Origin of the sequence: Arcicella aquatica, assembly GCF_034928825.1 — a bacterium.
GTDB lineage: Bacteria > Bacteroidota > Bacteroidia > Cytophagales > Spirosomataceae > Arcicella > Arcicella aquatica.
The window spans coordinates 169860-193728 of the sequence record NZ_JAYFUL010000001.1; the positions used below are offsets into that span (position 1 = coordinate 169860).

General features: G+C 34.7%; 16 protein-coding genes. 9 read left to right on the forward strand and 7 right to left on the reverse strand.

What is annotated here, in order from left to right; translation table 11 throughout:
• Window positions 1-148: 148 nt before the first annotated feature.
• Window positions 149-1864: a GMC family oxidoreductase gene (locus VB264_RS00660; protein WP_323246086.1), complete on the reverse strand. Its 1716-nt coding sequence runs from the start codon at window positions 1862-1864 to the stop codon at window positions 149-151.
• 273 nt (window positions 1865-2137) lie between these two features.
• Between VB264_RS00660 and VB264_RS00665 the strand changes: the two genes are divergently transcribed.
• The 7 genes from VB264_RS00665 (at window position 2138) to VB264_RS00695 (ending at window position 14500) form a co-directional block, all read left to right on the forward strand.
• A complete protein-coding gene (locus VB264_RS00665; protein WP_323246087.1) occupies window positions 2138-3898 on the forward strand; it encodes a T9SS type B sorting domain-containing protein in 1761 nt (586 codons plus the stop codon).
• 274 nt (window positions 3899-4172) lie between these two features.
• A complete protein-coding gene (locus VB264_RS00670) occupies window positions 4173-5264 on the forward strand; it encodes a carbohydrate-binding family 9-like protein (RefSeq protein WP_323246088.1) in 1092 nt (363 codons plus the stop codon).
• A gap of 30 nt (window positions 5265-5294) precedes the next feature.
• Complete coding sequence (locus VB264_RS00675; protein ID WP_323246089.1) at window positions 5295-6374, forward strand: family 10 glycosylhydrolase; 1080 nt, start codon at window positions 5295-5297, stop codon at window positions 6372-6374.
• A gap of 598 nt (window positions 6375-6972) precedes the next feature.
• The gene (locus tag VB264_RS00680) at window positions 6973-9630 is read left to right on the forward strand and encodes a PAS domain-containing protein (protein WP_323246090.1); all 2658 of its coding nucleotides are present in this window, start codon (window positions 6973-6975) and stop codon (window positions 9628-9630) included.
• Window positions 9631-10203: 573 nt separating this feature from the next.
• Window positions 10204-10326 carry an ATP-binding protein gene (locus tag VB264_RS00685; RefSeq protein WP_323246091.1) on the forward strand — a complete coding sequence of 41 codons (123 nt, stop codon included), beginning with the start codon at window positions 10204-10206 and terminating at the stop codon, window positions 10324-10326.
• 158 nt (window positions 10327-10484) lie between these two features.
• On the forward strand, window positions 10485-10859 hold the full coding sequence (locus VB264_RS00690) for a response regulator (RefSeq protein ID WP_323246092.1): 375 nt from the start codon (window positions 10485-10487) through the stop codon (window positions 10857-10859).
• Between the two features lie 89 nt (window positions 10860-10948).
• Entirely contained in the window at window positions 10949-14500 is a 3552-nt protein-coding gene (locus VB264_RS00695; protein ID WP_323246093.1) for a PAS domain S-box protein, read from the forward strand.
• A gap of 3 nt (window positions 14501-14503) precedes the next feature.
• Here the strand turns inward: VB264_RS00695 and VB264_RS00700 are convergent, their stop codons facing one another.
• The 4 genes from VB264_RS00700 to greA all read right to left on the reverse strand — a co-directional run bounded on the left by VB264_RS00700 (window position 14504) and on the right by greA (window position 19384).
• Window positions 14504-15595: a hybrid sensor histidine kinase/response regulator gene (locus tag VB264_RS00700; RefSeq protein WP_323246094.1), complete on the reverse strand. Its 1092-nt coding sequence runs from the start codon at window positions 15593-15595 to the stop codon at window positions 14504-14506.
• Window positions 15596-15929: 334 nt separating this feature from the next.
• A complete protein-coding gene (locus VB264_RS00705) occupies window positions 15930-16334 on the reverse strand; it encodes a response regulator (protein WP_323246095.1) in 405 nt (134 codons plus the stop codon).
• A 328-nt stretch (window positions 16335-16662) separates the two neighbouring features.
• Window positions 16663-18738 carry a BatA domain-containing protein gene (locus tag VB264_RS00710; RefSeq protein ID WP_323246096.1) on the reverse strand — a complete coding sequence of 692 codons (2076 nt, stop codon included), beginning with the start codon at window positions 18736-18738 and terminating at the stop codon, window positions 16663-16665.
• A gap of 172 nt (window positions 18739-18910) precedes the next feature.
• Entirely contained in the window at window positions 18911-19384 is a 474-nt protein-coding gene (gene greA / locus VB264_RS00715) for a transcription elongation factor GreA (protein ID WP_309913988.1), read from the reverse strand.
• Window positions 19385-19890: 506 nt separating this feature from the next.
• On the opposite strand from greA, the gene fmt reads away from it, so the two are divergent.
• Window positions 19891-20805 (forward strand): methionyl-tRNA formyltransferase, encoded by a 915-nt coding sequence (gene fmt, locus VB264_RS00720; protein ID WP_323246097.1) that lies wholly within the window; start codon window positions 19891-19893, stop codon window positions 20803-20805.
• A 314-nt stretch (window positions 20806-21119) separates the two neighbouring features.
• Here fmt and VB264_RS00725 read toward each other — a convergent pair whose 3' ends face one another.
• Together VB264_RS00725 and VB264_RS00730 are read right to left on the reverse strand one after the other, a co-directional pair.
• Window positions 21120-21554 carry a hypothetical protein gene (locus VB264_RS00725; RefSeq protein ID WP_323246098.1) on the reverse strand — a complete coding sequence of 145 codons (435 nt, stop codon included), beginning with the start codon at window positions 21552-21554 and terminating at the stop codon, window positions 21120-21122.
• A 12-nt stretch (window positions 21555-21566) separates the two neighbouring features.
• Window positions 21567-22787, reverse strand: coding sequence for a sulfite oxidase (locus VB264_RS00730; RefSeq protein WP_323246099.1), 1221 nt, complete (start codon window positions 22785-22787; stop codon window positions 21567-21569).
• A gap of 190 nt (window positions 22788-22977) precedes the next feature.
• Here VB264_RS00730 and VB264_RS00735 point away from each other — a divergent pair, with 190 nt between their 5' ends.
• The gene (locus tag VB264_RS00735; RefSeq protein ID WP_323246100.1) at window positions 22978-23811 is read left to right on the forward strand and encodes a fumarylacetoacetate hydrolase family protein; all 834 of its coding nucleotides are present in this window, start codon (window positions 22978-22980) and stop codon (window positions 23809-23811) included.
• Window positions 23812-23869: the final 58 nt, after the last annotated feature.

Consider the following 23869-nt stretch of genomic DNA (forward strand, 5'->3'; position numbering starts at 1 on the left):
ATTTTTTTGAAACTCATTTACTATGAAAGTACTTTCTTATCACAACTTATTATCACCTAATTCCTTACGTCTTATATCTAATTTCTTGATTCCTGCATCTTATATCTAATTTCTTGTCTCTAGCATCTTATGTCTAATCTCTTCCTCCTCACAATCTCTGTGCCTTCATCTGCTTTACAGCATAGTCAACAGCCCTCGCAGTAAGTGCCATATACGTAAGGGATGGATTTTGAGTGGCCGTAGATGTCATACAAGCACCATCCGTTACAAATACATTTTTACAACTATGCAACTGATTCCATTTATTGAGCAACGACGTTTTGGGGTCTTTGCCCATTCTGACTCCTCCCATTTCATGATTCTCTGAACCCGGCATTCGGTGGGTTTCGTGTAACTGAATATTATTAAAGCCTGCCTTCGTGTACATTTCAGCAAATTGTTCATGAAAATCCTTCATCATTTTGCGGTCGTTTTCATCAAACTTTACTGATATTCTCAATTGTGGAATCCCATATTTATCTTTCAAATGTGGGTCTAACCTCACTGAACTTTCTTCTTTAGGAATGGTTTCGCCCATCATGTGTGAGCCTATTTTCCACAAGCCTAAATCATTTTTCAACAAGGCACTCTTCAGGTTTTCGCCCATTTCATTAAAAGACTGAATGGGACTCCTCGAAGCGGTAAAGCCAGCAGCATAGCCTCTCAGAAAGTCAGTTTCTTGTTTGAATACATTCCTGAACCTTGGTATATAACTTGCATTGGGTCTGCGACCGTCAGTCGTGGAATCTAACATACCATCATACTCGGCTGAAATTCTGCCTTGATAGGTATGAAAAGCAATGTATTTACCCAATAATCCATTATCATTCCCTAATCCGTTTGGAAAACGCTTTGAAATGGAGTTCAACAAAATAAGGTTAGAATTGATAGCAGATGCATTCAAGAAAATAATGTTAGCGTAATATTCCGTCATTTCTCGAGTAATAGCATCAATTACTCTCACCCCTTTGGCTTTTCCTTTTTGCTCATCATAAATAATAGAATGTACGACCGAATGCGGACGAAGGGTAAGGTTCCCTGTTTTCTCTGCCCAAGGAATAGTTGAGGAATTACTGCTAAAATAGCCCCCAAACGGACAGCCTCTTTCGCATAAAGTACGGTTTTGACATTTTCCACGCCCTTGCTTTACATAAATGGGCTTACTTTCGGTAATATGCGCTGCTCTTCCGATAATCACATGCCTACTGGTTGCATAGTTTTTAGCCACTTGTTGTTTAAAATGCTTTTCAACACATGACATTTCGTGGGGTGCCAAAAACTCGCCATCTGGTAATTCAGGCAAGCCATCTTTGTTGCCAGTAATACCTGCAAATTTTTCAACATAGCTATACCAAGGAGCAATATCTGCATAGCGAATGGGCCAATCTACGGCAAATCCGTCGCGAGCAGGCCCTTCAAAATCAAAATTGCTCCAACGTTGGGTTTGTCTGGCCCATAGTAGCGACCTCCCTCCTACTTGATATCCTCGCATCCAAGTAAACGGATCATCTTGAATATATTCTTGTTCAGCATCTTTCACCAAAAAATGTAAGGTACTTTCTCCGAAAATATAATGGTCGCGCGGAATTTTATATTCGTCATGGAGTGCCAATGGTACTTTCCCATGATGTTCAAACTCCCAAGGGTTCATCATTGTAGTAGGATAGTCTGTTACATGTTTTACATCTCTCCCTCGTTCTAAAACCAACGTTTTTAAACCCTTTTCTGTTAACTCTTTTGCAGCCCACCCTCCACTGATTCCAGAGCCAATCACGATGGCGTCAAAAGTCTGTTTTTTATTACTATCAATATTAAAGTATGTCATATTGTCAATTACACTTGATGAGTCTATAGCCTTGAAAGCTAATTTTTTAGTTCAATTACTTAAATTAATCAATAGTTTTTTTAACTTTATCCTGATTAGTAAATCTAATTCTTCCATGCAACGCTTTCTACTGCTTTACCTGTCTATATAATTACTACACATTGCTCCCTTTTATTAAGATTTATACCTTACCTACAGCTTAAAATTAATAATGATCTCTCTTGTAAATTCATGAGTTAAAATTCTGTTGGATTATTTCATAACCTGATTGAAATGCAAAAACTTTTATTCATTAGCATATTTTTTGTTTTATCAACTGTTTACAGTTTTGCACAAACAGACTGTACAAATATCGGTTTTGAGCTTGGTAATATTAGTGGTTGGACTGTTACTTCAGGAACCGTCACTGATAATGGCACAAAGACAGAGTTTGGTCCTGAACAATCCGGTGGAATTTATAAGATTACCAATAGTTCAAGTGGTTTTGACCCGAAAATAACGAATGAAAGAATTCCGATGGTAGCACCTGGAAGTAATTATTCGATTCAGTTAGGGAATACAACCGAAACTACGCCTGGAGGTGTATATCATCGATTAAGAACTTCTTTTATGGTGACACAAGACAATACCTTGTTTCAATATAAGTTTGCAGTTATTCTTCAAAATGATAATAATAACCATACTGATGCACAAAAACCAGCCTTCAATATCAATATCACAGATGAGAATGGTAACCCGCTGACTTGTAGTAATTTCAATATCCAACTTTCAAGGTCTGGAACAGCTTCTAATTTTAGTGTGCAAAATTATACAAGTGGAGGTAATATTGAGTACCGCAGCTGGACGGTTGGCTCTATCAACTTGTTAAACTATATTGGAAAAAGAATTAATATTGAAGTGACGGCTCATGGTTGTACGAAACAAAAACATTTTGGCTATGCATATTTTGATGCACAATGTCTGAAATCAGAAGTAAAACCTATTGCCGCTTGTCCAGATGCTGATGGTTCTATGACATTAAGTGCTCCTGATGGTTTTGAAAAATATACATGGAGCAATGGCGAAACCACCCCTTCTATTAAAGTATTAGCAAAATTAGGAGATAAATATTCAGTTAAAATACTTCCACAGTCGAGCTTAGACCCTTCTTGCGAACTAAACTTAGATTATACCATTAAATATCAACACCCGTATAATACAATAACTGCTAAAATTTGTGAAGGTGAAAAATATACCCTTGGTACCAAGGATTACAAAACAAGCGGTACATTTATTGAAAATATACAAAGGACTAATATTTGCGACAGTACCGTCACCTTGAATCTTACCGTCAATCCGCTTCTTAAAAAATATCAAGATATTGTCATCTGTGCAGGTACTACTTTAAAGGTTGGTCCTGAAGTTTATAACGCCACGGGTGTATATACTACAACAATTAAGAATGCTGGGCAATGCGATAGTATTGTTACTACTAACCTGAAAGTGATTGACTTTGATGTCACCCTACAAAATAAGGATTTTAATATCCTCTCGGGTGATAAAGTGCTACTGAAAGCCATTGTATCCACTACGGGGAATTATTCTTATTTATGGCAACCTGCGACTGATTTAAGTTGTGCTAATTGTGCGGAAACGTGGGCTAGCCCCACATCAACCAGACAATATTCTGTTTATGTAAGTAGTTTAGACGGCAAAGCATGTGAAAAAATAAAAGTAGCCAATATTTCCGTTAGGAGTTGCGGGTTGGTTTTTCTACCAGATGCCTTTTCGCCTAATAATGATGGTAACAATGACATTTTTTACGCTTTTGCCTCTGGATGTGTCAAACAAATCAAAAACATGAAAGTGTTTGACCGATGGGGAGAAGTTATTTTCTGGAAAGAAAACATCGTTCCTTCACAAGCAAGTTACGGGTGGGATGGCACACACAATGGTTTACCTTCAGACGCAGGCATATACGCCTATGAGGTAGAGGTAGAACTCAATGATGGCACTACTTATAATAGTCAGGGAAGTATTACGCTCTTGCGATAATCGTTTACTCACGAAGATTAACAATTGCCAATTAATTATTAAACATAAGCAATATAATACCGAATTATATTTTTAAATTAAACAACACCTGCCTATTTCCTAGTCATTTATGCCTATTTTACTAGTTTATTGAGTATTTATAGGCTTTTCCTTCCCTTATAATTAGTAATTAGAAGTAAATAATCCTTACTTTGTTTAACTAATTATTACAAGCGATTCGTGGTTTTGTATATCCAACGAGCAAAACCGCGACAATTATCCAAATTTAATGTATATGAAAAAATTATTCCTTACTGGAATAATTGGGTTGAAACTGTGCTCTTCGTTCGCCCAAGTTGTTCCTGAACCTCTTCAATACCATTGTTTCCGAAGTACAGAACCCTTAAAAATTGACGGTAAGCTCTCTGAACCAGCATGGCAAAAAGCTAAGTGGACAAGTCTTTTTGTGGATATTGAAGGAGATAAAAAGCCTAAGCCTTTGCAAGCTACTAGGGCTAAGCTTTTATGGGATGATACGCATCTTTATATAGCTGCTGAACTAGAAGAAAAAAATATCTGGGCGTATCAAAACAAAAAAGACCAGATTGTTTTTTTAGAAAACGACTTTGAAATTTTTATTGATCCAGACGGAGATGCCCAAAACTACTTTGAATTAGAAATAAACGCTATCAACAATACCTTTGATTTATTTCTGCCAAAGCCATACAGAAATGGTGGCAATGCCTTAATCAATTGGGATATTAAACAACTTAAGACGGCGGTAAGTATAGATGGAACGGTAAACAATGCTACAGACACAGATAAAAGGTGGGTAATAGAAATGGCGATTCCATTTGCTTCAATCAGCTTAGATAATCATTTAAACAAACCAGAGGATTTGTCGCTTTGGCGAATAAATTTTTCAAGGGTTGAATGGAATCATGATGTTCAGGCGGGTAAGTATAGTCGCAAGAAAAAAGAAGATGGTCAAGGTGTGCTTCCAGAATATAATTGGGTTTGGTCACCACAAGGCAAAATTGATATGCACATGCCTGAAAATTGGGGCTACTTAGTGTTTTCTGATAAAAAAGTAGGTTCAGAAGATTTTAACTTTGCCATTCCAGACATTGAGAAAGTAAAAAAAATAGCTTGGGATATTTATCATCACCAAAAGGAGTACTTTGCTAAAAATCACGAGTATGCCAAAGAATTATCGCTTTTGGCGATAGACTCTACTGTTCTTAAAACTAGCGAATTAACTCATAGCATCGACATAGAAGCTACTAGTCAAACTTTTGTAATAACGATTATTGACAAAGCGGAAAACAATAAAATATTCCTCAATCAGGACAGCCTCCTCAAGATAAGCAAATTGAAGTCTTTATAATTGTAACAATCTTCAACAAAAAACAAAACAATGGAAAAACGTACTTTCTTAAAACAAATGGGCTTAGGGGCATTGGCTGTTGGGCAAAGCGCAAATTTACTTCAAGCACGCCCTTTAGTTCTTGAGGAAAAAAGCACTCAACTAAAAAACTGGGTTTGGATAAACCCTGACCATAAGGAAACAGAAGACGTACTTACTGAACGTTATAAAAAATATAAAGCACATGGTATCACAGGTGTTTTCTTTGAAGCCGACGATGAAAAACATTTTAGCATTGCCAAAAAGCAAGGATTGACTACGCATCGTTGGATTTGGACCTTGAACAGAGGCGAAGAAAGTCTTTTGAAGGCACATCCAGAATGGTATGCTATCAACCGCAAGGGGGAATCTTGTGCTACTAACCCTCCTTATGTAAATTATTATAGATGGCTTTGTCCATCTCGTCCAGAGGTAAGAGATTATCTAGAGAAAGCTGTTAAAACAGAATTAAGCAAGCCTTATGTAGACGGTATTCACTTAGACTATGTACGTTATTGCGATGTGATTTTAGCAGTAAATCTATGGCAAGTATATGGTATCAAACAAAATCAAGAATTGCCTGAATACGATTTTTGCTATTGTGATGTTTGTCAGGCTAAATTCAAAGAATTGAAAGGGATTGATATTAGAACCTTGGAGAACCCAGACCAAAATTTATCTTGGCGTAAATTCAGATACGATAATGTTACTCGTCTGGTAAATCATTTAGCTAAAACAGCAGCAAGCTTTAAGAAACCTATTACTGCGGCAGTTTTCCCTACGCCAGAAGTAGCCAAAAGAATTGTAAGACAAGACTGGGTAAATTGGAATTTATCGGCTGTATGCCCAATGATTTACCATAAGTTTTATAAAGAAGACGTAAGTTGGATTGGCGATGCCGTAGAAGAAGGCGTAAAGGCATTACATGGAAAATTTCCATTATATGCTGGCTTGTATTTACCCGATTTTGATAGTAATGACGAAATTGTTCAAGGCATTAAATTAGCGTTAAAAAATGGTGCGGCTGGGATTTCATTATTCGGAAACGTTAATGACGATGTACTTAAAGCCTTAGTAAAAGGTACAGCTTAAATCATTGTTTTGTTGACAACCCTATAAAATTTGAATTTATCCTTAAGAAGGGACTGAAGTCACTTCTTAAGGATAAGCATTTAACCGAATAACTCTGCCTCAGGCAAAGGATTTAAACAGCTTCCAAGCATAAGTTCCTAGTTGCCAACTCCGAAACAACATTCCTTATTTTCTGTTCTCAATAAAAATAGCGTATTCCTTCAAAAAAGCTTTATTAGTGGTAAATCTTATCAATACTATTTTTACCTAAAACTTAGCATATACTCAAAATTGCTTTAATTTATTATTGAAGCTGTTTAAACTTTCAGTTTCTTAGGTGAAAGTATTGTATTTTTGAATTGATTTTTTCAACATTTGCGAAGCATAGCATCGCTACGTTGAGTAAATTTTGGAACAAGCTATTCTAAAAGACTTAGTTTAACCCGAAAGGGAAAGTTTAAACAGCTTCATTGTATAAATCACTGTATCTGTATAAATTAAGAGTATATTTCAATTGCAATTAATATTATTAAACCATTTTACCTCTGTTTTTTTCACTCTGCCTCACCAATAAGAGGGGACAAAATTGTTTTCCTTACGACAGATATTTTTTAATGTTATGACAAACTACTTAAAGAATGAATTAGACCTTCATCTAAAAAATGATGAAGAACTTTATGATTTTGTTCAAAAAAATGCGAAAAACGGTTTATGGTTTTGGGATTTGGAGGTATCAAATTTCTGCTGGATAAGCACTGAAATTGAATTGATATTAGGCTACAACGCTATTTTCGAGTATTCTGTATTTGTAAATCAATTAATAGGCTTTTTTATTGATAATGATTTATTAAACTCTACTAGACTAACTGCTAATAATACTCCGCATCCAGAGTATTTATTGAAGTATATTCATCAAAATGGCTCAACAGTAGCCATGAACTGTGTTTGTAAGATATTCTATGATGCTGAAGGAAATCCTAATAGAGTTTTGGGTGCTAATACGCTTGCCCAACATTATGAATTTCCACTGGTAACTTCTGATACAACTTATCAATCAATAGGTACATCTATCAAAAACAGTAAAGTCTTATTTGTGATGAAAACCGACATTTATGGTAATTATAATTTCATTAACGACAACTACCATCAGCTTTTCTGTTCAGATAAAGAATCTTTGCTAGGTACAAACGCTATGCTCTATGTGATTGAAGAGGACCATGAAGTATGCAGAGAAACCATTATGAAATGCTTTAGGAGTCCACTTACTCCTTTTGCGATCTTTCTAAGAAAAATAAATAAACATGGGGAAATCATTACTAATCAATGGGAATTTACAGCCCTAATTGATGATGAAGGTAAACCTTTTGAGGTACTATGCATCGGCTACAACGTTTCTGATCATGTTAAGATAGAAAATGATTTATCAGTATTGGTAGCCAACATGACAGACTTATTGATTTCAGTGGATGATAACGGCGTAGTTACTTATGTTTCGCCCAATGTTACGAAGCTTTACCATTATGAACTAAACGAAATTGTTGGAAAACATTATATAGATTTTATACATCATCAAGATTTAGAAATTGGAATCCGCACTGTAAAAAACGCATTGATTTCGGGTGTGCCGTTTAAAAACCTAGAAATTAGGTTAAAAGAAAAACATGGTTCTTATTACTGGACAAATATCAATTCGAGTATCAATCCGCTGAACAAGGAAACCATCATGGTGCTCAATGATATAACAGCCAGAAAACACGCAGAAATAGAGCTAACCCGAACCAAGACACTCTTGCAAGAGACTAATCAGGTAGCTAAAATTGGTGGGTGGGAGCTTAATATTAGCACAGGTACGCTATATTGGTCTAAAATTACGAAAGAGATTCATGAGCTTGATGAATTGTATCAACCTACTATTGAAGATGGAATTAATTTTTACAAAGATGATAGGAGTAGAAAAGTTATAGCCAATGCCGTAGAAAGCTGTATTAATTTTGGAACTCCCTATGATGTTGAGCTTGAACTCATTACTGCCACAGGTAAAGAAATATGGGTGAGAAGCGTAGGGAAAGCAGACTTTTCTAATCCAAATAGACAAAGAATTTATGGCACTTTTCAGAATATTACAGAAACAAAACTGGCAGAGGAACAACTCAAGAAAACAAAGGATTTACTAGAACAAACCAACAAGCTAGCCAGAATTGGGGGCTGGTCATTTGATGTAGCCACAAGGGATATTTATTGGTCTGATGTAATGAAAGAGATTCTTGAAGTAAACCTAGATTTTAATCCTACCTTTGAAACGGGTATCGCTTTTTATAAAGAAGGCTTTTGCCGAGAATTAATAGAAAATGCCATTCAGAACTGTATAGAATATGGAACACCCTTTGAAGTAGAAACTAAAGTAATAAATACCTCACAAAAAGAAATTTGGGTGAAGCTGATAGGGAAAACTGAAATAGAAGACAATAAAATTAAACGAATTTTTGGCACATTTCAAGACATTCATCAGTCTAAAGTAGTAGAAGAGAATAACAAAAACATACAGAATTTAGAAATCCTTCTGACCAAAGAGAAGCAATTAAATCAGCTAAAATCAAGATTTATCTCGCTCACATCTCACGAGTTCCGAACACCCTTATCTGTCATTCTTGGAAGTACGGAATTATTAGACGTTTACATTAGCAAAATAGAAGATGCTCAACTAAAAGATAAAACGAATAAACAATTAGAAAATATTATTACGCAGGTTAATAGGCTGACAGGGATTATCACCGATATATTAAACTTAGAAAAGACTGCAGAAGGTAAAATTACTGTAAAAAAAGAGCCTTTGTTGATTAAAGCGTTTCTTGAAAAAATGGCTCAGGAATTTCAATATCAACCCAATGAACATAGAAACCTAACGTTATTTCTTCCTAGTGAGGAAAAAGAAATAATTTCAGATGAGTCTATCTTACGGCACGTCATGAATAATCTTATTGGCAATGCCTTTAAATATTCCAGAGGGATATACCAGAACCCCGAAATTCATTTAACTTATTTTGATAATCACTTTTGTATCAATGTAAAAGATTACGGAATAGGCATCCCACAAACTGAACAAAAATATTTATTTGAAACCTTTTTTAGAGCTAGTAATGTAATAAAAACCGAGGGAACTGGCTTAGGATTGAATATTGCCAAAGAATTTACAGAAAAGCTACAGGGTGAAATTAGTTTTGAAAGTGAAGAAGGAAAAGGGTGTAAATTTACGCTGATATTTCCTTATAGTATTTGAGTAAAGCATATTGTCTTTTTACATCTTTATTTGTATCACTAGAGAGGGACTTAAGTCCCTTTCTAGTGATACAAATAAGAGTAGAAAGCTACTGGCACCCTAACAATGTTATCTCCTTATTTTCAGAACGATAGCAATTTTTTGTTAACGTTTCTAACTGAAAATCAATTATTTAATTTTTATTTTTTAGTCTTTTAACTTACTTTTTCTACACTCTATTGCTCCTACCAACAGCCATCACATAAACACAAAAAAGGGTTGATTATAATTTGCTTTTCATCATTGTAAATAGGCTTCCTTTTAATTAAATTGCCAAGTATAAGCCTCTAATTTTAATATTCAAATAATTTATTTTGTTTTCTTACTTAGCGTAAAAACATTTTATCTTATGATAATTTTTGTCATAAATTTACAAGTGATATAAGTATGGCAAATTATTAAAAAATGAGCTTATATAAAGAATCAATGGTTAGATATTTTTAAAGAGAAAGAGCTTTCCCTCCTCTCGTCAAAAAAACATAACACTATATGTTATGTTGATGCTATCACCACCTATTATGTCCATAAAGATGAATGGGCATTCCTTCAAACGACCAACAACATTTATTTGAAACTTTCTTCAGGGAAACGAATGTAATTAGTACAGAGGGTACGGGCTTAGGATTAAGTATCGCCAAAGAATTTACCAAAAACTAGGCGGAAAGATAGATTTTGAAAGCGAGGAAGGAGTTGGAAGTATATTTACATTAAAACTTCCCTATTAAAATTTGTAAACTCTTTCTTTGAAGAAGACAAAAATTATTGTAATTTAATTAACCATTTATTTATGAAAAACTTACTTTATAAATCCTACAATGAAAACTAAAATATTATTTGTTGAAGACGACGTTGTTCTTAGGAACAATTACGTTGAGATTTTAGAGTTATTTGATTTTACAGTTATTCCTGCTGAAGATGGAGAAGAAGCGATGGAAATCCTTCAAAAACAAGATATAGATGTCATTGTTTCTGACATAAGAATGCCCCGTATGAATGGTTTACTATTTTTGAAGAATGTCCGTGCCGAAGAAAAGTGGGCTAATTTACCCTTTATTTTACTATCTGCACATGCTGAAAATACTGATTATGAAAACGGAATAAAAAGCGGAGCCAATGAATATTTGACAAAGCCCATCCGAGGCAAAGATTTGGTAAATGCTATTCAAAATGTAATTGCTGAAGTACAATAAATAATATCCCTGCTAAAAAATACTGTACTGCTAAATAAGCATGAAAGAGTAGGCCTTAAGATGTGATTTAACCTATATAAACAATAGTAATGGAAGATAGTCAAATTTCTTCAAATGAAATCCTTCGTTTGTCCGCCCTAAAGGAATTGAATTTACTTGATACTCCCGCCGACCAAGATTTTGATGATATAGTCACTTTAGGTATTCAGATAAGCGGTGCTACTATTGCTTTGATTAGCCTTATGGATTCAGACCGTCAATGGTTTAAATCAAAAATTGGTATTGACCTTTGCGAAGTATCTCGCGATGACTCTTTTTGTAAGCACATTATTGAAACAGAGTCAATGATACTAGTAGAAGATGCACTTAATGACGACCGCTTCAAAAATAATCCCTTCGTAATAGGTGAGCCTTATGTGCGTTTTTATTTAGGTATTCCCATCAAAAATCAAAAGGGATTGATACTTGGCACTCTTTGTATTCTTGATTCTAAAATATTAAAATTAAGCTCCCGACAAATTAATAGCTTGCAGATTCTGTCGAGACAAGCTCAATCTTTATTTAATAAAAAATCGGAACTACTGCATTCGGAAAAAATTCTCTCTACTTACGTAAATCATACCCTTGAATCTATCATTTTGTTAGATAAAGATAAAAACATCATTGATTCTAATAAGATTTTCCAAAAGAGAGTTAGGGAATTATTACACAAAGAATATCATCAAGGAGAGAAAATATTTAACTACTCACATCCTTCCACACATAGTTTTATTAACAAACACTTCGCTAAAGCTATCCTTGGCGAAGAAATAAAAACAGAACTGCTTATTCCCTTTGATAGTGGCGATAGGTGGTATAAGGTTCTTTTTTTCCCAATTAGAGATTCTTTTCATGAAATTATTGGCGTAATGATTTCATTGACCAATATTACTGATCAAAAAAACTATGAAAAACAATTAAAGTCTTTAAACAATGAACTTAACTTTCATTATACGAACTCGCCATTAGGGGTAATTAATTGGGATAGAACTTTAACCATAAAAAGTTGGTCAGAACAAGCAGAAGTGATTTTTGGCTGGAAAGCCTTTGAAGTTGTGGGGAAATCATTATCTGAATTAAATATTATTCACGAAAGTGATGTTAATAAGGTAAGCGAATATGCTGATGAAATGCTGAGTGGAAGCGTAAATAGGCTGACTTCAAAAAATAGAAATCTAACAAAAACAGGAGAAACTATTTATTGTAATTGGCACAATTCTATCTTAAAAGATGAAAATGGCAAAGTGATTTCTATTTTATCTTTAGTAGAAAACGTTACGGATGTTATCAACATCGCTAGAGATTTAGAATTAAAGAAAAGTAATTATGAGGCTTTGATTAACAGTACAGATGATTGTATTTGGAGCATAGATACCAACTATCAGTTAATGACCATGAATAATGCATTCCTAAAGAGTTTGGCTTTCTCATTGGGCACTAAATATTTTATTGGCGATTCTGTGTTTAAAGCTCCTATGCCCGATGCCCTAAAAACATTTTGGAAAGGTTTGTACGATAGAGTATTCCAAGGAGAACACTTTACGACTGATTTGCTACTGCCTGATTTGAAGCCTAGTATTGACGATGAAATACATTTTGAAATTAAAGCAAATCCTATCTCAAAAAATGGATTAATAGTAGGCGCTGCCTTATTATTGAGAGACGTATCTGAACAAAGAATTGCAGAACAAAAATTATGGGAATCTGAAGCAAACCTTCAAGCTATTTTTAATACAACTGATACGGGCTATATCCTTATTAACAATCATTTGGATGTAGTTTCATTTAATAAAATTGCCAGCGATATTTCTTCTCAGAACTTCTTTAATGCCAATAAAAAAGCGAAAGTAGGAACTCCTATTTTAGATTATTTCCCCGAAGAAAGAAAACCCATACTCAAGACAATGATGCTGACTGTTTTGGATGGCAAGAAGATTGAATACGAAATCAATTTCCCTCAACCCAATGGCTCAACAAATTGGTATTACGTAAGATTATACCCCATAGAGAACAAAACTAATCAGAACTATGGACTGGTAATGGCTTTGTCGGATATTAGCAATCAAAAACTTTCTGCTATTGAGCTGAATATCAGCAAAGAAAGATTTGACCTTGCCGTAAAAGGTTCTAGTGATGGTATTTGGGATTGGGATATTACCCACAATATCACTTATTTATCTCATAGATTCAGGGATATGTTGGGGTATCCTCATGATGAAATATACCTTAATATTCCATTTCTTACCTTTTTGAAAGAATCGAGCCACAATGATGATGTAGATTCGGCTACTTCTGCTATTAATAAACACCTTGAACAACGTGATATTTTTCATCATGAGTTTAGGCTAAAAACTACAACAGGTATTTATCGATGGTTTCTAATTCGTGGGCAAGCTACGTGGGATGAAGAAAATCGTCCTTCAAGAATGGCTGGCTCATTAACAGACATTACCGAGCGTAAGCTAGCAGATAAGCAATTACAACAAAGCGAAAAAATGTTTAGCGATTTAGCTAAAAACTCGCCAGGTATTGTTTTCCAATTCTGTGTTGAGCCTGATGGTTCTTCTTACTTCACTTATTTAAGCGATAAAGGTCTTGAGATATTTGGTACTTTGATAAATGATAAAGACTGGGCATCAAAAATAAAAGTCTCGCATAAAGAAAGTAATGCTTTCTTCAACTCTATCGCAGTGGCTATTGCCAACAAAAAAGAGTGGAACTATGAAGGAGAAATAGAAACAAGGGATGGCAAGAAAAAATGGTTTCAGGGACTAGCAAGTCCGATTATTAAAGAAGATAAAATCACGTATAATGGTATATCTTTTGATATTACTGAAAGAAAGATTGCAGAGGAAGACCGTAAGAATTTACGAAAATTAGAACTCTCTCTTGCTAAAGAAAAGGAAATTAGTAACCTAAAATCAAGGTTTATTTCTCTGACTTCTCATGAATTCAGAACACCCATTACGGCAATTGTCACAAGTGCTGATTTATTGGATTTTCACACCCAACAGATTAGCGATAGTGTACTGCAACATAAAATTAAAATGCATATCGACAAAATAATCCTCCAAACAAGTAGGCTAGATGGTATGTTGAAAGATATTTTAATCATTGGCAAAACAGCGGACGGGAAATTGCCTGTGAAACCCCACCCTATTAACATCAATAAATTCTTGAATGATATTAATAATCAATATTACACTAATAGAAAAGATGGTAGGAAACTAAGGATGTTCTTGAGCGAAGAATATAAGGAAATATCTACTGACCCTGTTTTATTAAGCCATATTATCAGTAATTTAGTCAACAATGCCTTTAAATATTCTGCTAATGCCAAAGAACCAGAGCTTCATTTAAAGTATTATCCTTCATTTTTTTCCATTACCGTAAAAGATTATGGGATAGGTATTCCGCTAGAAGACCAAGAACATTTATTTGAAACTTTCTTTAGGGCCAATAATGTCCTGAATATTGAAGGTACAGGCTTAGGATTAACTATTACCAAAGAGTTCACCAAAAAATTAGGGGGTGATATCAACTTCAGTAGTAATCAATCCAAAGGAAGTACTTTTACACTCAGACTTCCCTATACATTGTAAATTTCAATCAATTTGTAATACTGGGATTTTGAGGATAACCTCAAAAATATTGTTATTTGTATTCACTTCTAAACTTCCCCTTTGTTTGGTAGCCCATTCCTTTACAATGTATAAACCCAAACCAGAGCCATTCATATCTTTAGCATAATGTGCCTGATAAAAGGGTTTTATCAGCGCTGTATTCATAGAATATGAGCCTTTATAATAGTTTGTTATCTTTAATACAAACATATTATTTTCTGAAAAGGCTTCAGAATGTATTTCGAACCGAGGGTCGGAATGCTGAATTACATTTTGCAATAATTCAGTAAGCATTTGCTCAAGCAATTCTCTGTCACAGCCAAACCAAAAAGAGCTTTCACCTTTAAAGGAAATATTAAATTGGGTATTTGTACTATTCTTTAAGAAATAGAAAATATTTTTCTGTAATTCAGCAATATTCACTTTAGCATTGCTGTGAGCATTTCCCCAAGGGTCAATTCTATTTACTAATTGATTATACCACAACAGCTTACGAGTTACCCTAAGCATTCTTTGTCCAGAAGCTTGGATGGCTTTTACAATACTATTCGCCTCTTTTAAATCATTTTGGTTAATCATCTCTTCAAGGAGCCTACCAAAGTTGATGATGCCATTCAAGGGCGTTAGGTATTCGTGTGTAGAAATTTGATAGAAAACATCAATCGCATTTTTCCTTGTTTCAATTGCAGCGTTTACTTTTTTAGCAGAACTTATTTCTATCCTTGCTTGAATAGTTTCAATTAAATCTTTTGATGAATATGGCTTTGTTAAAAAATCGTCAGCTCCAAGATTCATTCCTTTTCTCTTGTCTGTTAAATCTGCTAAGCCTGAAAGGAAAATAAAAGGTAAATTAATAAATCCCTTTTCTTGCCTTATTATTCTCAGGACGTCAAACCCATCCATTGAGTCGAGCATGATATCACAAACCACCAAGTCTGGAATAATCTCTTCTATTAGCAAAATTCCCTCTTTACTACTATTCGCTACAAAACATTCATAGCCATTGAGCGTCAAAATTAAACTGGTATTTTCAGCAAGAAGTAAGTCATCTTCAATGAGTACTATCCTAGACATGGCTTTATCGTTTAGTCAGTAGATTATTTCTAATATAAGTACTTCAATATCTTGAATTTGGTTGCTTTGTATTCATTACGTTCATAAATTTCAATATTATTTGTACTGCATAATACGTTAAAAATAAACAATTTATCAGTCTTTTCATAGAAGTAATATATTCTATTTCTCAAAAACAAGATTATAATACATTGTCTTAAAATTATTTGAATACAATTTAATATTTTTATAGTTAAATTTCAGTATAAATTATTTGAAAACTACCCCTCTTTAAACGAAAATCCCTTTTAGCATTTCTGCTAAAAGGGATTTTCGTTTAAAGACACTTTTAGTGTTATACAATAGCATTGAAATACTCTTGTGCTTGTAAAATAGCTTCATAAAGAGCCTCTTTTCCTACAGGCTTAGAGAGATATTTAATGATTTCAGCATGAGGAGCATTCTGCCTAAAAACGGTATAGTCAGATGCTGAAACTACAATCGTTAATATCTTTTTTTCTTTGAATTCAAAATAGTTATCTACCGTATATTCCAAAAACTCATATCCATCCATTACAGGCATATTCAAATCAAGCAACACTATAATTTTATCATGCTCACTATTTTTAATCCATTCTATGGCCTCTTGTCCATCTGTAACTTCATCAAAAGGGATATTACACGACTGTAAATATTTTCGCATCAAAAAGCGGTTAAGGTGTTCATCGTCAACGATTAAAGCGATAGAGTTATTTGGCATTTTACTAATGTGTTAGTTCTAATATTAAGAATACCGATTTATTGCTAATTATGTTTTGTTAATCAAGTGGTTTGTATTTAATTAAAGGAGAAATCATTCTTTAAAGATAATAATACTAAATGTAATAATATTAGAACATTTGCTTGAAAGAAAACTAACATTCGTCAGGTATTCTACTGAAAGGTTACAATTATCATTCCACATTTCAGGAAACATATAAAATGCTAATCTTTCTACAAATACATCATGTACTGGAAAGTATAAATTTCTCTTACACAAAATTAACATTTGCGAATTCAAAAGCAACTTATTCTTGATTTAAGAAGCATTATTTCATCATTTTTATAATGGCAATCTCAATCAATAAAAAGGCTAATGCGGCTATTAAAAAGTATTTCCACAACGATATACCAAAGTTTTGTTCCTTAAAGGTATCTACTAAGTCGGCATCATCTATTTTATCAAAAACTTCAATATTTTTGTTTTTACTAAAAATATTTTTCAAGTCATTTACACTATAAAAATCCATGATTGATTCATTATGGTCATGATTGAATGCTAATACTTTCTGTAGTTGTCCGTCTAACAACAATTCATAATAGCCCGACTCCAACACTTGATTATCATTCAATTGATTGGCTTTGGGCAGTTCAATCATTAGCGTATTACCAACTAAATTCTGTACAGGAATAAATTCCATCTTATTTCTTTTTAACGTAAACAAAGACTTGCGTCCATTCACATCAGCTTTGACATTGTCCAGAACGATAGCAATAGTATTAGACTCAAAAGAAAAGGCTGCTTGTTCCTGTATAACACTCTGAGCCGCTATCTTATACATGATTGGGACAAATAGTGCATTTCTGGCAAACTCGCCAAATTGAATAGCTAGGGGTGCCGCTAATAAATATAGTTTTCCTTTTTCAACGGGCGAAACCGTTAGGAAAGCTTGATTATTTCTAAAACTCAATAGTTTATCTCCAACAGCTTGCCAATTGATTACGGCTTGTTGGTTAGGCATTTGCATCATTTCTTTTTGAGTAGTATTATCAAAAATATCTGCAAAGAATGAAGACGACTTGGCAGGTTCTGCCAAGGGTGTAGATGCTGTATTAATATTTTTATCCTGAATATTCCGAATATTGAACACACTTAAAAAAGCATTGTAACTATTCAAATCAGGAGATTGATTAGGAATCACCATTAAGCTCCCTCCTGCTCTTACAAAGTCCGTCAAGGCAGTCTTCATGCTTCCTTCGATACTTTGTAAGCCTTCTAAAATAATAAAGTCTACTGTTTTGAAAATCCCCACATCAATATTGGATGCCCCATAGCTTTTAAAAGCAAAAATGCTATCATTGGCAAAAACTGCTGGTAAATATTTATCTCCACTATTTTGCCCAAACAAATGTAATACCTTGATTTTGGGCGCAACATTCAACACAAAGAAATAATCATTATCAAAAGTAATGGGCGTATCATCAAAAGAGATATTGGCTTTTTTAAAGCCTTTGCCTTGAATATTGAAAGAGAAGTTACTGACAGTAGAAGATTTTGCAGGGATAGTAGCAATGGTAGATGAAACCTGTAAGCCATCAATTAATAGTTTTACAGGCAGGTTCTCTACTGCTTTCTCGCCTGTATTAAATAGTTTTACCGATAATTGATTTACCTGCATTTCACGCACAAAAGGTGTATTCAACCAAACAGAATCTACAAAGATATTCTGTAATGCTTTAGCCTGTACAGGTACAACAAAAAGGTGTGAGTTGGAATCTAACGCAAGCTTTGATAGGTTTCCAGCAGTTGATTTTTGAAAATCTGAAAACCAAACGTATTGATTACCGCCCTGTGAGTTATGTTTGGATGCAAGGTTTTTTTGTCGGTTCAAAACCTGTTCTAACGTACGGGGACTATGCGTAAACTTGATTGATGTGGTTCGCTCTTTGATTTGCTGAGTATTGCCAATGGCGTGTTCGTCGGCAGAGAAATCATTGGTAACTAACTGTAGTTTTGAACCTTGCGGAAAGGCAAGTAACAATTCTTCGGTTTTATTGATGGCTTTATCCAGATACGTTTTTTTATCCAGCTCGTTTTGCATTGATAGCGAATTATCAATGTACAAGCTCGTTATTCCTCCTATTTTCACCTTACTCCCACTTTTTGAGGGAATAAATGGCTGGGCAAATGCTAAAACCAATGCGATAATAAAAGCCATTCTAGCAGCCATAATCAATAGGTGTTTTAACCTACGAAATGACGATGTGGTAGTATTGACTGCCCGCAAAAAAGCAACATTGGTAAAATATACTTTTTTGGTTCTTCTAAAATTAAAGAGGTGAATAATTAAGGGAATCGCTGCGGCTAAAAGTCCCCAAAGAAAAAACGGATATAGAAATTGCATGAAAATGTTCCTTCGTTTTTGTTCAAGTCACAGCCTATTACTACTGAGCCTGAAATTTCATTAATGTATAAAACTACAAAAAAAAGCCATCATTGATTAAATCAACGATGGCTAATTCAAGATTTGTATAACATTCTTTTATAGAAAGATGAAATCAAAGAATAGACAATGCCTAGCGACTGATTTCAAGAATTTCAAATTCAAGTTTTCCGGCTGGGGCTTGGATTTCTGCCACGTCGCCTACTGATTTACCGAATAGTCCTTTTCCGAAGGGTGATGAATTAGAGATTTTACCCGCTTTCAAGTCTGCTTCTTCTTCCGACACGATGGTATAAACCACTTCCATGCCGTTTTTCTTATTCTTGATTTTTACTTTTGATAAAATAGATACTTTAGATGTATCAATGTTAGTCTCGTTCAATACACGGGCATTGGCAACGATTTCTTCCATTTTAGAAATCTTCAATTCCAACAAACCTTGTGCATCCTTTGCGGCATCATACTCCGCATTTTCACTAAGATCACCTTTATCACGAGCCTCTGCAATTTGCTTGGCCATATCCGAACGACCCTGCAATTTTAAATATTGCAATTCAGCTTTTAATTCCTCTAACTTCTCTGGAGTATAATACTGTACTTTTCCCATTGTTTTATTTTTTACAAAGTATTAATGTAAACTGACACAAAACCTTAGCCTAGATTTTTGCCGTTTCTATTCATAACTTCTTTGAGTTGATACAAAAAAAATTACTGACATCGCTGCCAGCAAGTGTTATATCAATTCTGAAAATAATAATCTTCAACTCTTTACAAACAAAAAGAACGGCTTTCGACCGTTCTACAAGATTTTTTATGACCTTTGCAGAAATTTCGAAGCTAATTAGCTTTGCTTGATTGAGTCTTTCGTTGCATATTTTACTGAATTGAGTTAGCAAAGATAATAAAACGTATTTCGATTTCAAAGAGAAATTTCAAATTGTGTTTTTTTTAGAAATTTTGTATTCAAATAAAGAAGCTATGCGCTTTGAGCCTTTAGCTGTGAGTTAAAAACTATTACAAGGAAAATCATTTCTTTCACTGAAATATCATTTTTAAAGGACAAATTCAGCATTCTCAATGCCACATTAATCGTGGTATAAAAATATTAATCTTATGAAAATAATCTTTATGGGTACTCCCGACTTTGCGGTTGAGAGTTTGAAAACTTTAGTTGAAAATAATTGTAATGTGGTGGCGGTAATTACAGCACCCGATAAACCGATTGGACGTGGATTGAAAATCGGTATGTCGCCTGTAAAAGAATATGTATTAGCCAATGCTCCACATATACCTATATTACAGCCTGAAAAATTAAAAAATCCAGATTTCTTAACTGAATTAAAAAGCTATGAAGCCGACCTACAAATAGTAGTTGCTTTTAGAATGTTACCCGAAGCTGTTTGGACAATGCCACGCTTAGGAACGTTCAATTTACATGGTTCGCTTTTACCACAATATCGTGGTGCTGCCCCTATCAACTGGGCAATTATGAATGGCGAGACCGAAACGGGTGTTACGACTTTCTTTTTAAAGCATGAAATAGACACAGGGTCAATCATCTTTCAAGAAAAAGAACCGATTGCTGAGACCGATACTGTAGGCGATGTCTATGTGCGTTTGATGCAGATTGGAGCTAAATTGGTTTTAAAGACTGTTAGAGCCATTGAAGCGGGCAACTATCCACAAGAGCCACAGATAGAATCGGATGAAATAAAACACGCTCCTAAGATTTTTAAAGAAACCTGTGAGATTGATTGGCAGAAATCTACTAAATCAATATATGATTTTATCAGAGGGCTATCGCCTTATCCAGCAGCTTGGACAACCTTGAACGGTAAAGTGTGTAAAATATATCGTACTTCAAAAGTAACGGACGAGACTATTCAATTTGAAGATGCGTATAAAAGTGATGGTAAAAAGTACCTGTATTTTAAATGTGCTGATGGCTATTTAGCCATTGAAGAGCTACAATTAGAAGGCAAAAAACGCATGGGAATTGAGGAGTTTTTGAGGGGGTATAGGTTATAGTTTGGACTTTAGGACTAGAGGACTTTAGGACTAGAGGACTTTAGGATTAGAGGACTTTAGGACTAGAGGACTTTAGGACTAGAGGACTTTAGGACTAGAGGACTTTAGGACTAGAGGACTTTAGGACTAGAGGACTTTAGGACTAGAGGACTTTAGGACTAGAGGATTTTAAGACTAAAAACAGCTTATTTATACTTAAATAGTGATGTAAATATTGATTTAAATGGGGTGAAATAATCCTTCAAATTGGGCTTTTCCTCCTTATCACTAGCCCGGGACTTAAGTCTCGGGCTAGTGATAAGGAGGGATATTCATCAACGATTCTCCAATTTATACCACTGTATAGTTTTCAATAATTCACGTCTGTTCTGAATTTTCTGAGAAGCCATCTTTGGTGAATAGTATTTCTCTAAATAATCAAGTACTACTTTTTCTGACTCGCCTAAATCCCATAGTTTATGGTTCTTTTGCATCCATCTGATTTTATCTTTCCAGCCTTCTCGTGTAAATCGATGTTGCTGAATCAATTGGGTATTATGGCAAGCTGTACATTGTGCTTTTATCATTATCAAATTAGCATCGTTGACTAATCCAGTTTCTGAATCAATCGTCAATGAATCAGATAGGTTTTTATAAGGACTTTGAAGTGCTGAGCTTGCTGTATTGATATTACTTTCTTCTGATTGCTTGAAGGCAAGAAAAAACATCATTATCGTTCCGACAAATAAATATGTGTTGATAACTTTCATCTCGATGTTGGTTTATACGACTTTCACCGCAATTCTATGACAAGCATTATTCAAATATCCCCCCGGATTCCACTGAGGAATTACCATTGGTTGTGTAATTCCTTTGCTATCGGTTGCCTTTACCCATACCTCAAAATAGCCCTTTTGTGAAAAATCTAAGGCTAAAGACCAATGTTGCCAAGCTAAACGATTTTTAGGGGCTTCCAGATTACACTTTTTCCAACTAACACCATAATCAAGTGAAACGGCTACTTCTTTAACGGCTAAATCTCCCGCCCAAGCGTGTCCACGCAAGGTAATCGTTTTTCCTGTATCAATTACTGCTCCCGTTTTAGGATAAGTAATTAAAGACTTTACAGGCATGGCTTCGATAATTTTAAAATTTTCGGGCGTTTCGGCTAATTTCTCTCCTGGTTCAATTGGATTAATCGGCACTCTGTAGCTATGCCCACTCATTTTTTCGCCATCATGCTCTTTGTTTCTGACCACAATTTTATCCAACCACTTTCCAGAAACAGAAGCAGGCCAACCACCAATGACTAAGCGTAGCGGGAAACCATGTTCCAAAGGAATATCTTTTCCATTTACAGCCCAAGCAATCAGGGTTTCATCTTCCAATGCTTTTTTAATCGGTACGCCCCTTGAAATAACTGACTTATTGGGTGTTCTGCTCAGGTGAATATCTTTTCCGTAATAACCAATATACACGGCATCTTCTTTTAACCCTACATCTGCTAAAATATCTTTCAATCTAACGCCTGTCCATTCTGCACAACTTACTGCTCCTTGGTCCCATTGATTACCCGAAGTTTGTGGAAAATAGCCAGAACGTCCATTTCCTCCACATTCCAACGTAAGCTGATAAGTATAATGTTTAAATTTTTCCTTTAAGTCTTTGAGTTTATACGTCTTTGAAGTCTTTACAGATTCACCGCCAATGGTCAATGTCCAAGTATTAACGTCAATATTGCCTTCTGGCACCAAGCCATTGTTGCGAATAAACATTTTTTCAACAGGCGTTACTTTATCGTCAAGTAAATGTGGAGGCGTTTCTACGTTCCAAGGTTTATCAGAAAGAATGATTAATTCTTTGTTTTTCCAGTCGGGTAAACCGCCTTCTGCTGGACTTAAAATTGTTGGAGAAGACTTTGCAAAAGGGATGTTGGGAATGACTAATCCCAACAAAGTAGAATAAGTACTTTTCTTTAAAAAATCTCGTCTGTCTTGAATCATTTTTTTATTGTTAATTTGTCTTTCAATAATGTACAAAAAATTAAATCGACATTTTTAGCCAATCAGGTGGTTTGATTCCTCACTACAAAGTTGACTTATTTTAACATACTACAAGCAAGATATTCAGTAAAAATACTATTTCTATCTGCTTTTAGGATTTGAGTCTCCCAAAATAGAAAAAACATTTAATATGAAAATATACAAAACCAAACAAGGAATTATCGTAGAATCGGCAGGTAAGTTTTATTTATCCGCTGAAAACAATTGGGATGTTTATGTAAATCGTGATGATTTATATGAACAAGTCAGCAAGGAAATCACCACACTTTCAAGCATTGAATGGGCTGGGAATGACATCCTTGCCCCTATCAGTCAACAAGAAATTTGGGCATCAGGCGTAACCTATATGCGTAGCCGTGAAGCCAGAATTGAAGAATCTAAAGATGCGGGTGGTGGAGATTTTTATGCACGCGTATATGATGCAGAACGCCCAGAGATTTTCTTTAAATCATCAGCAAGCCGTTGCGTAGGTACAAATGATTTTGTTCGCATCCGTAAAGATTCAGCATGGAATATTCCTGAGCCAGAATTGACTCTCTTTGCTACTTCTAGTGGAAAAATTGTAGGTTATACAGCAGGGAACGATATGAGTTCAAGAGATATTGAGGGCGAGAATCCTTTGTATTTACCGCAAGCTAAAAGTTATGATAAGGCAGCCGCCATTGGCCCATGTTTGTATATAACTGATGGAGAAATTAGCCCTGACACGTTGATTTCGCTAGAGATTTTGAGAGATAACGTTTCTCAATTTCAGGGAAGTATTGCGATTAATCGTATGAAACGCCAGCACAATGAATTGATTTCATTCTTATTTAGAGAGATGTCTTTCCCACACGGAGCTTATTTGATGACAGGAACAGGCGTAGTGCCACCGAATGAATTTTCGTTAGCCATTGGCGATATTGTGAATATTTCTATCGAAGGTATTGGTACACTTACTAATACTGTAGAGCAGAAGGCGTAAAATTAAATAATAACTTAAAAGTAAAATAGTCACTGGTAAAATAATACTAGCGACTATT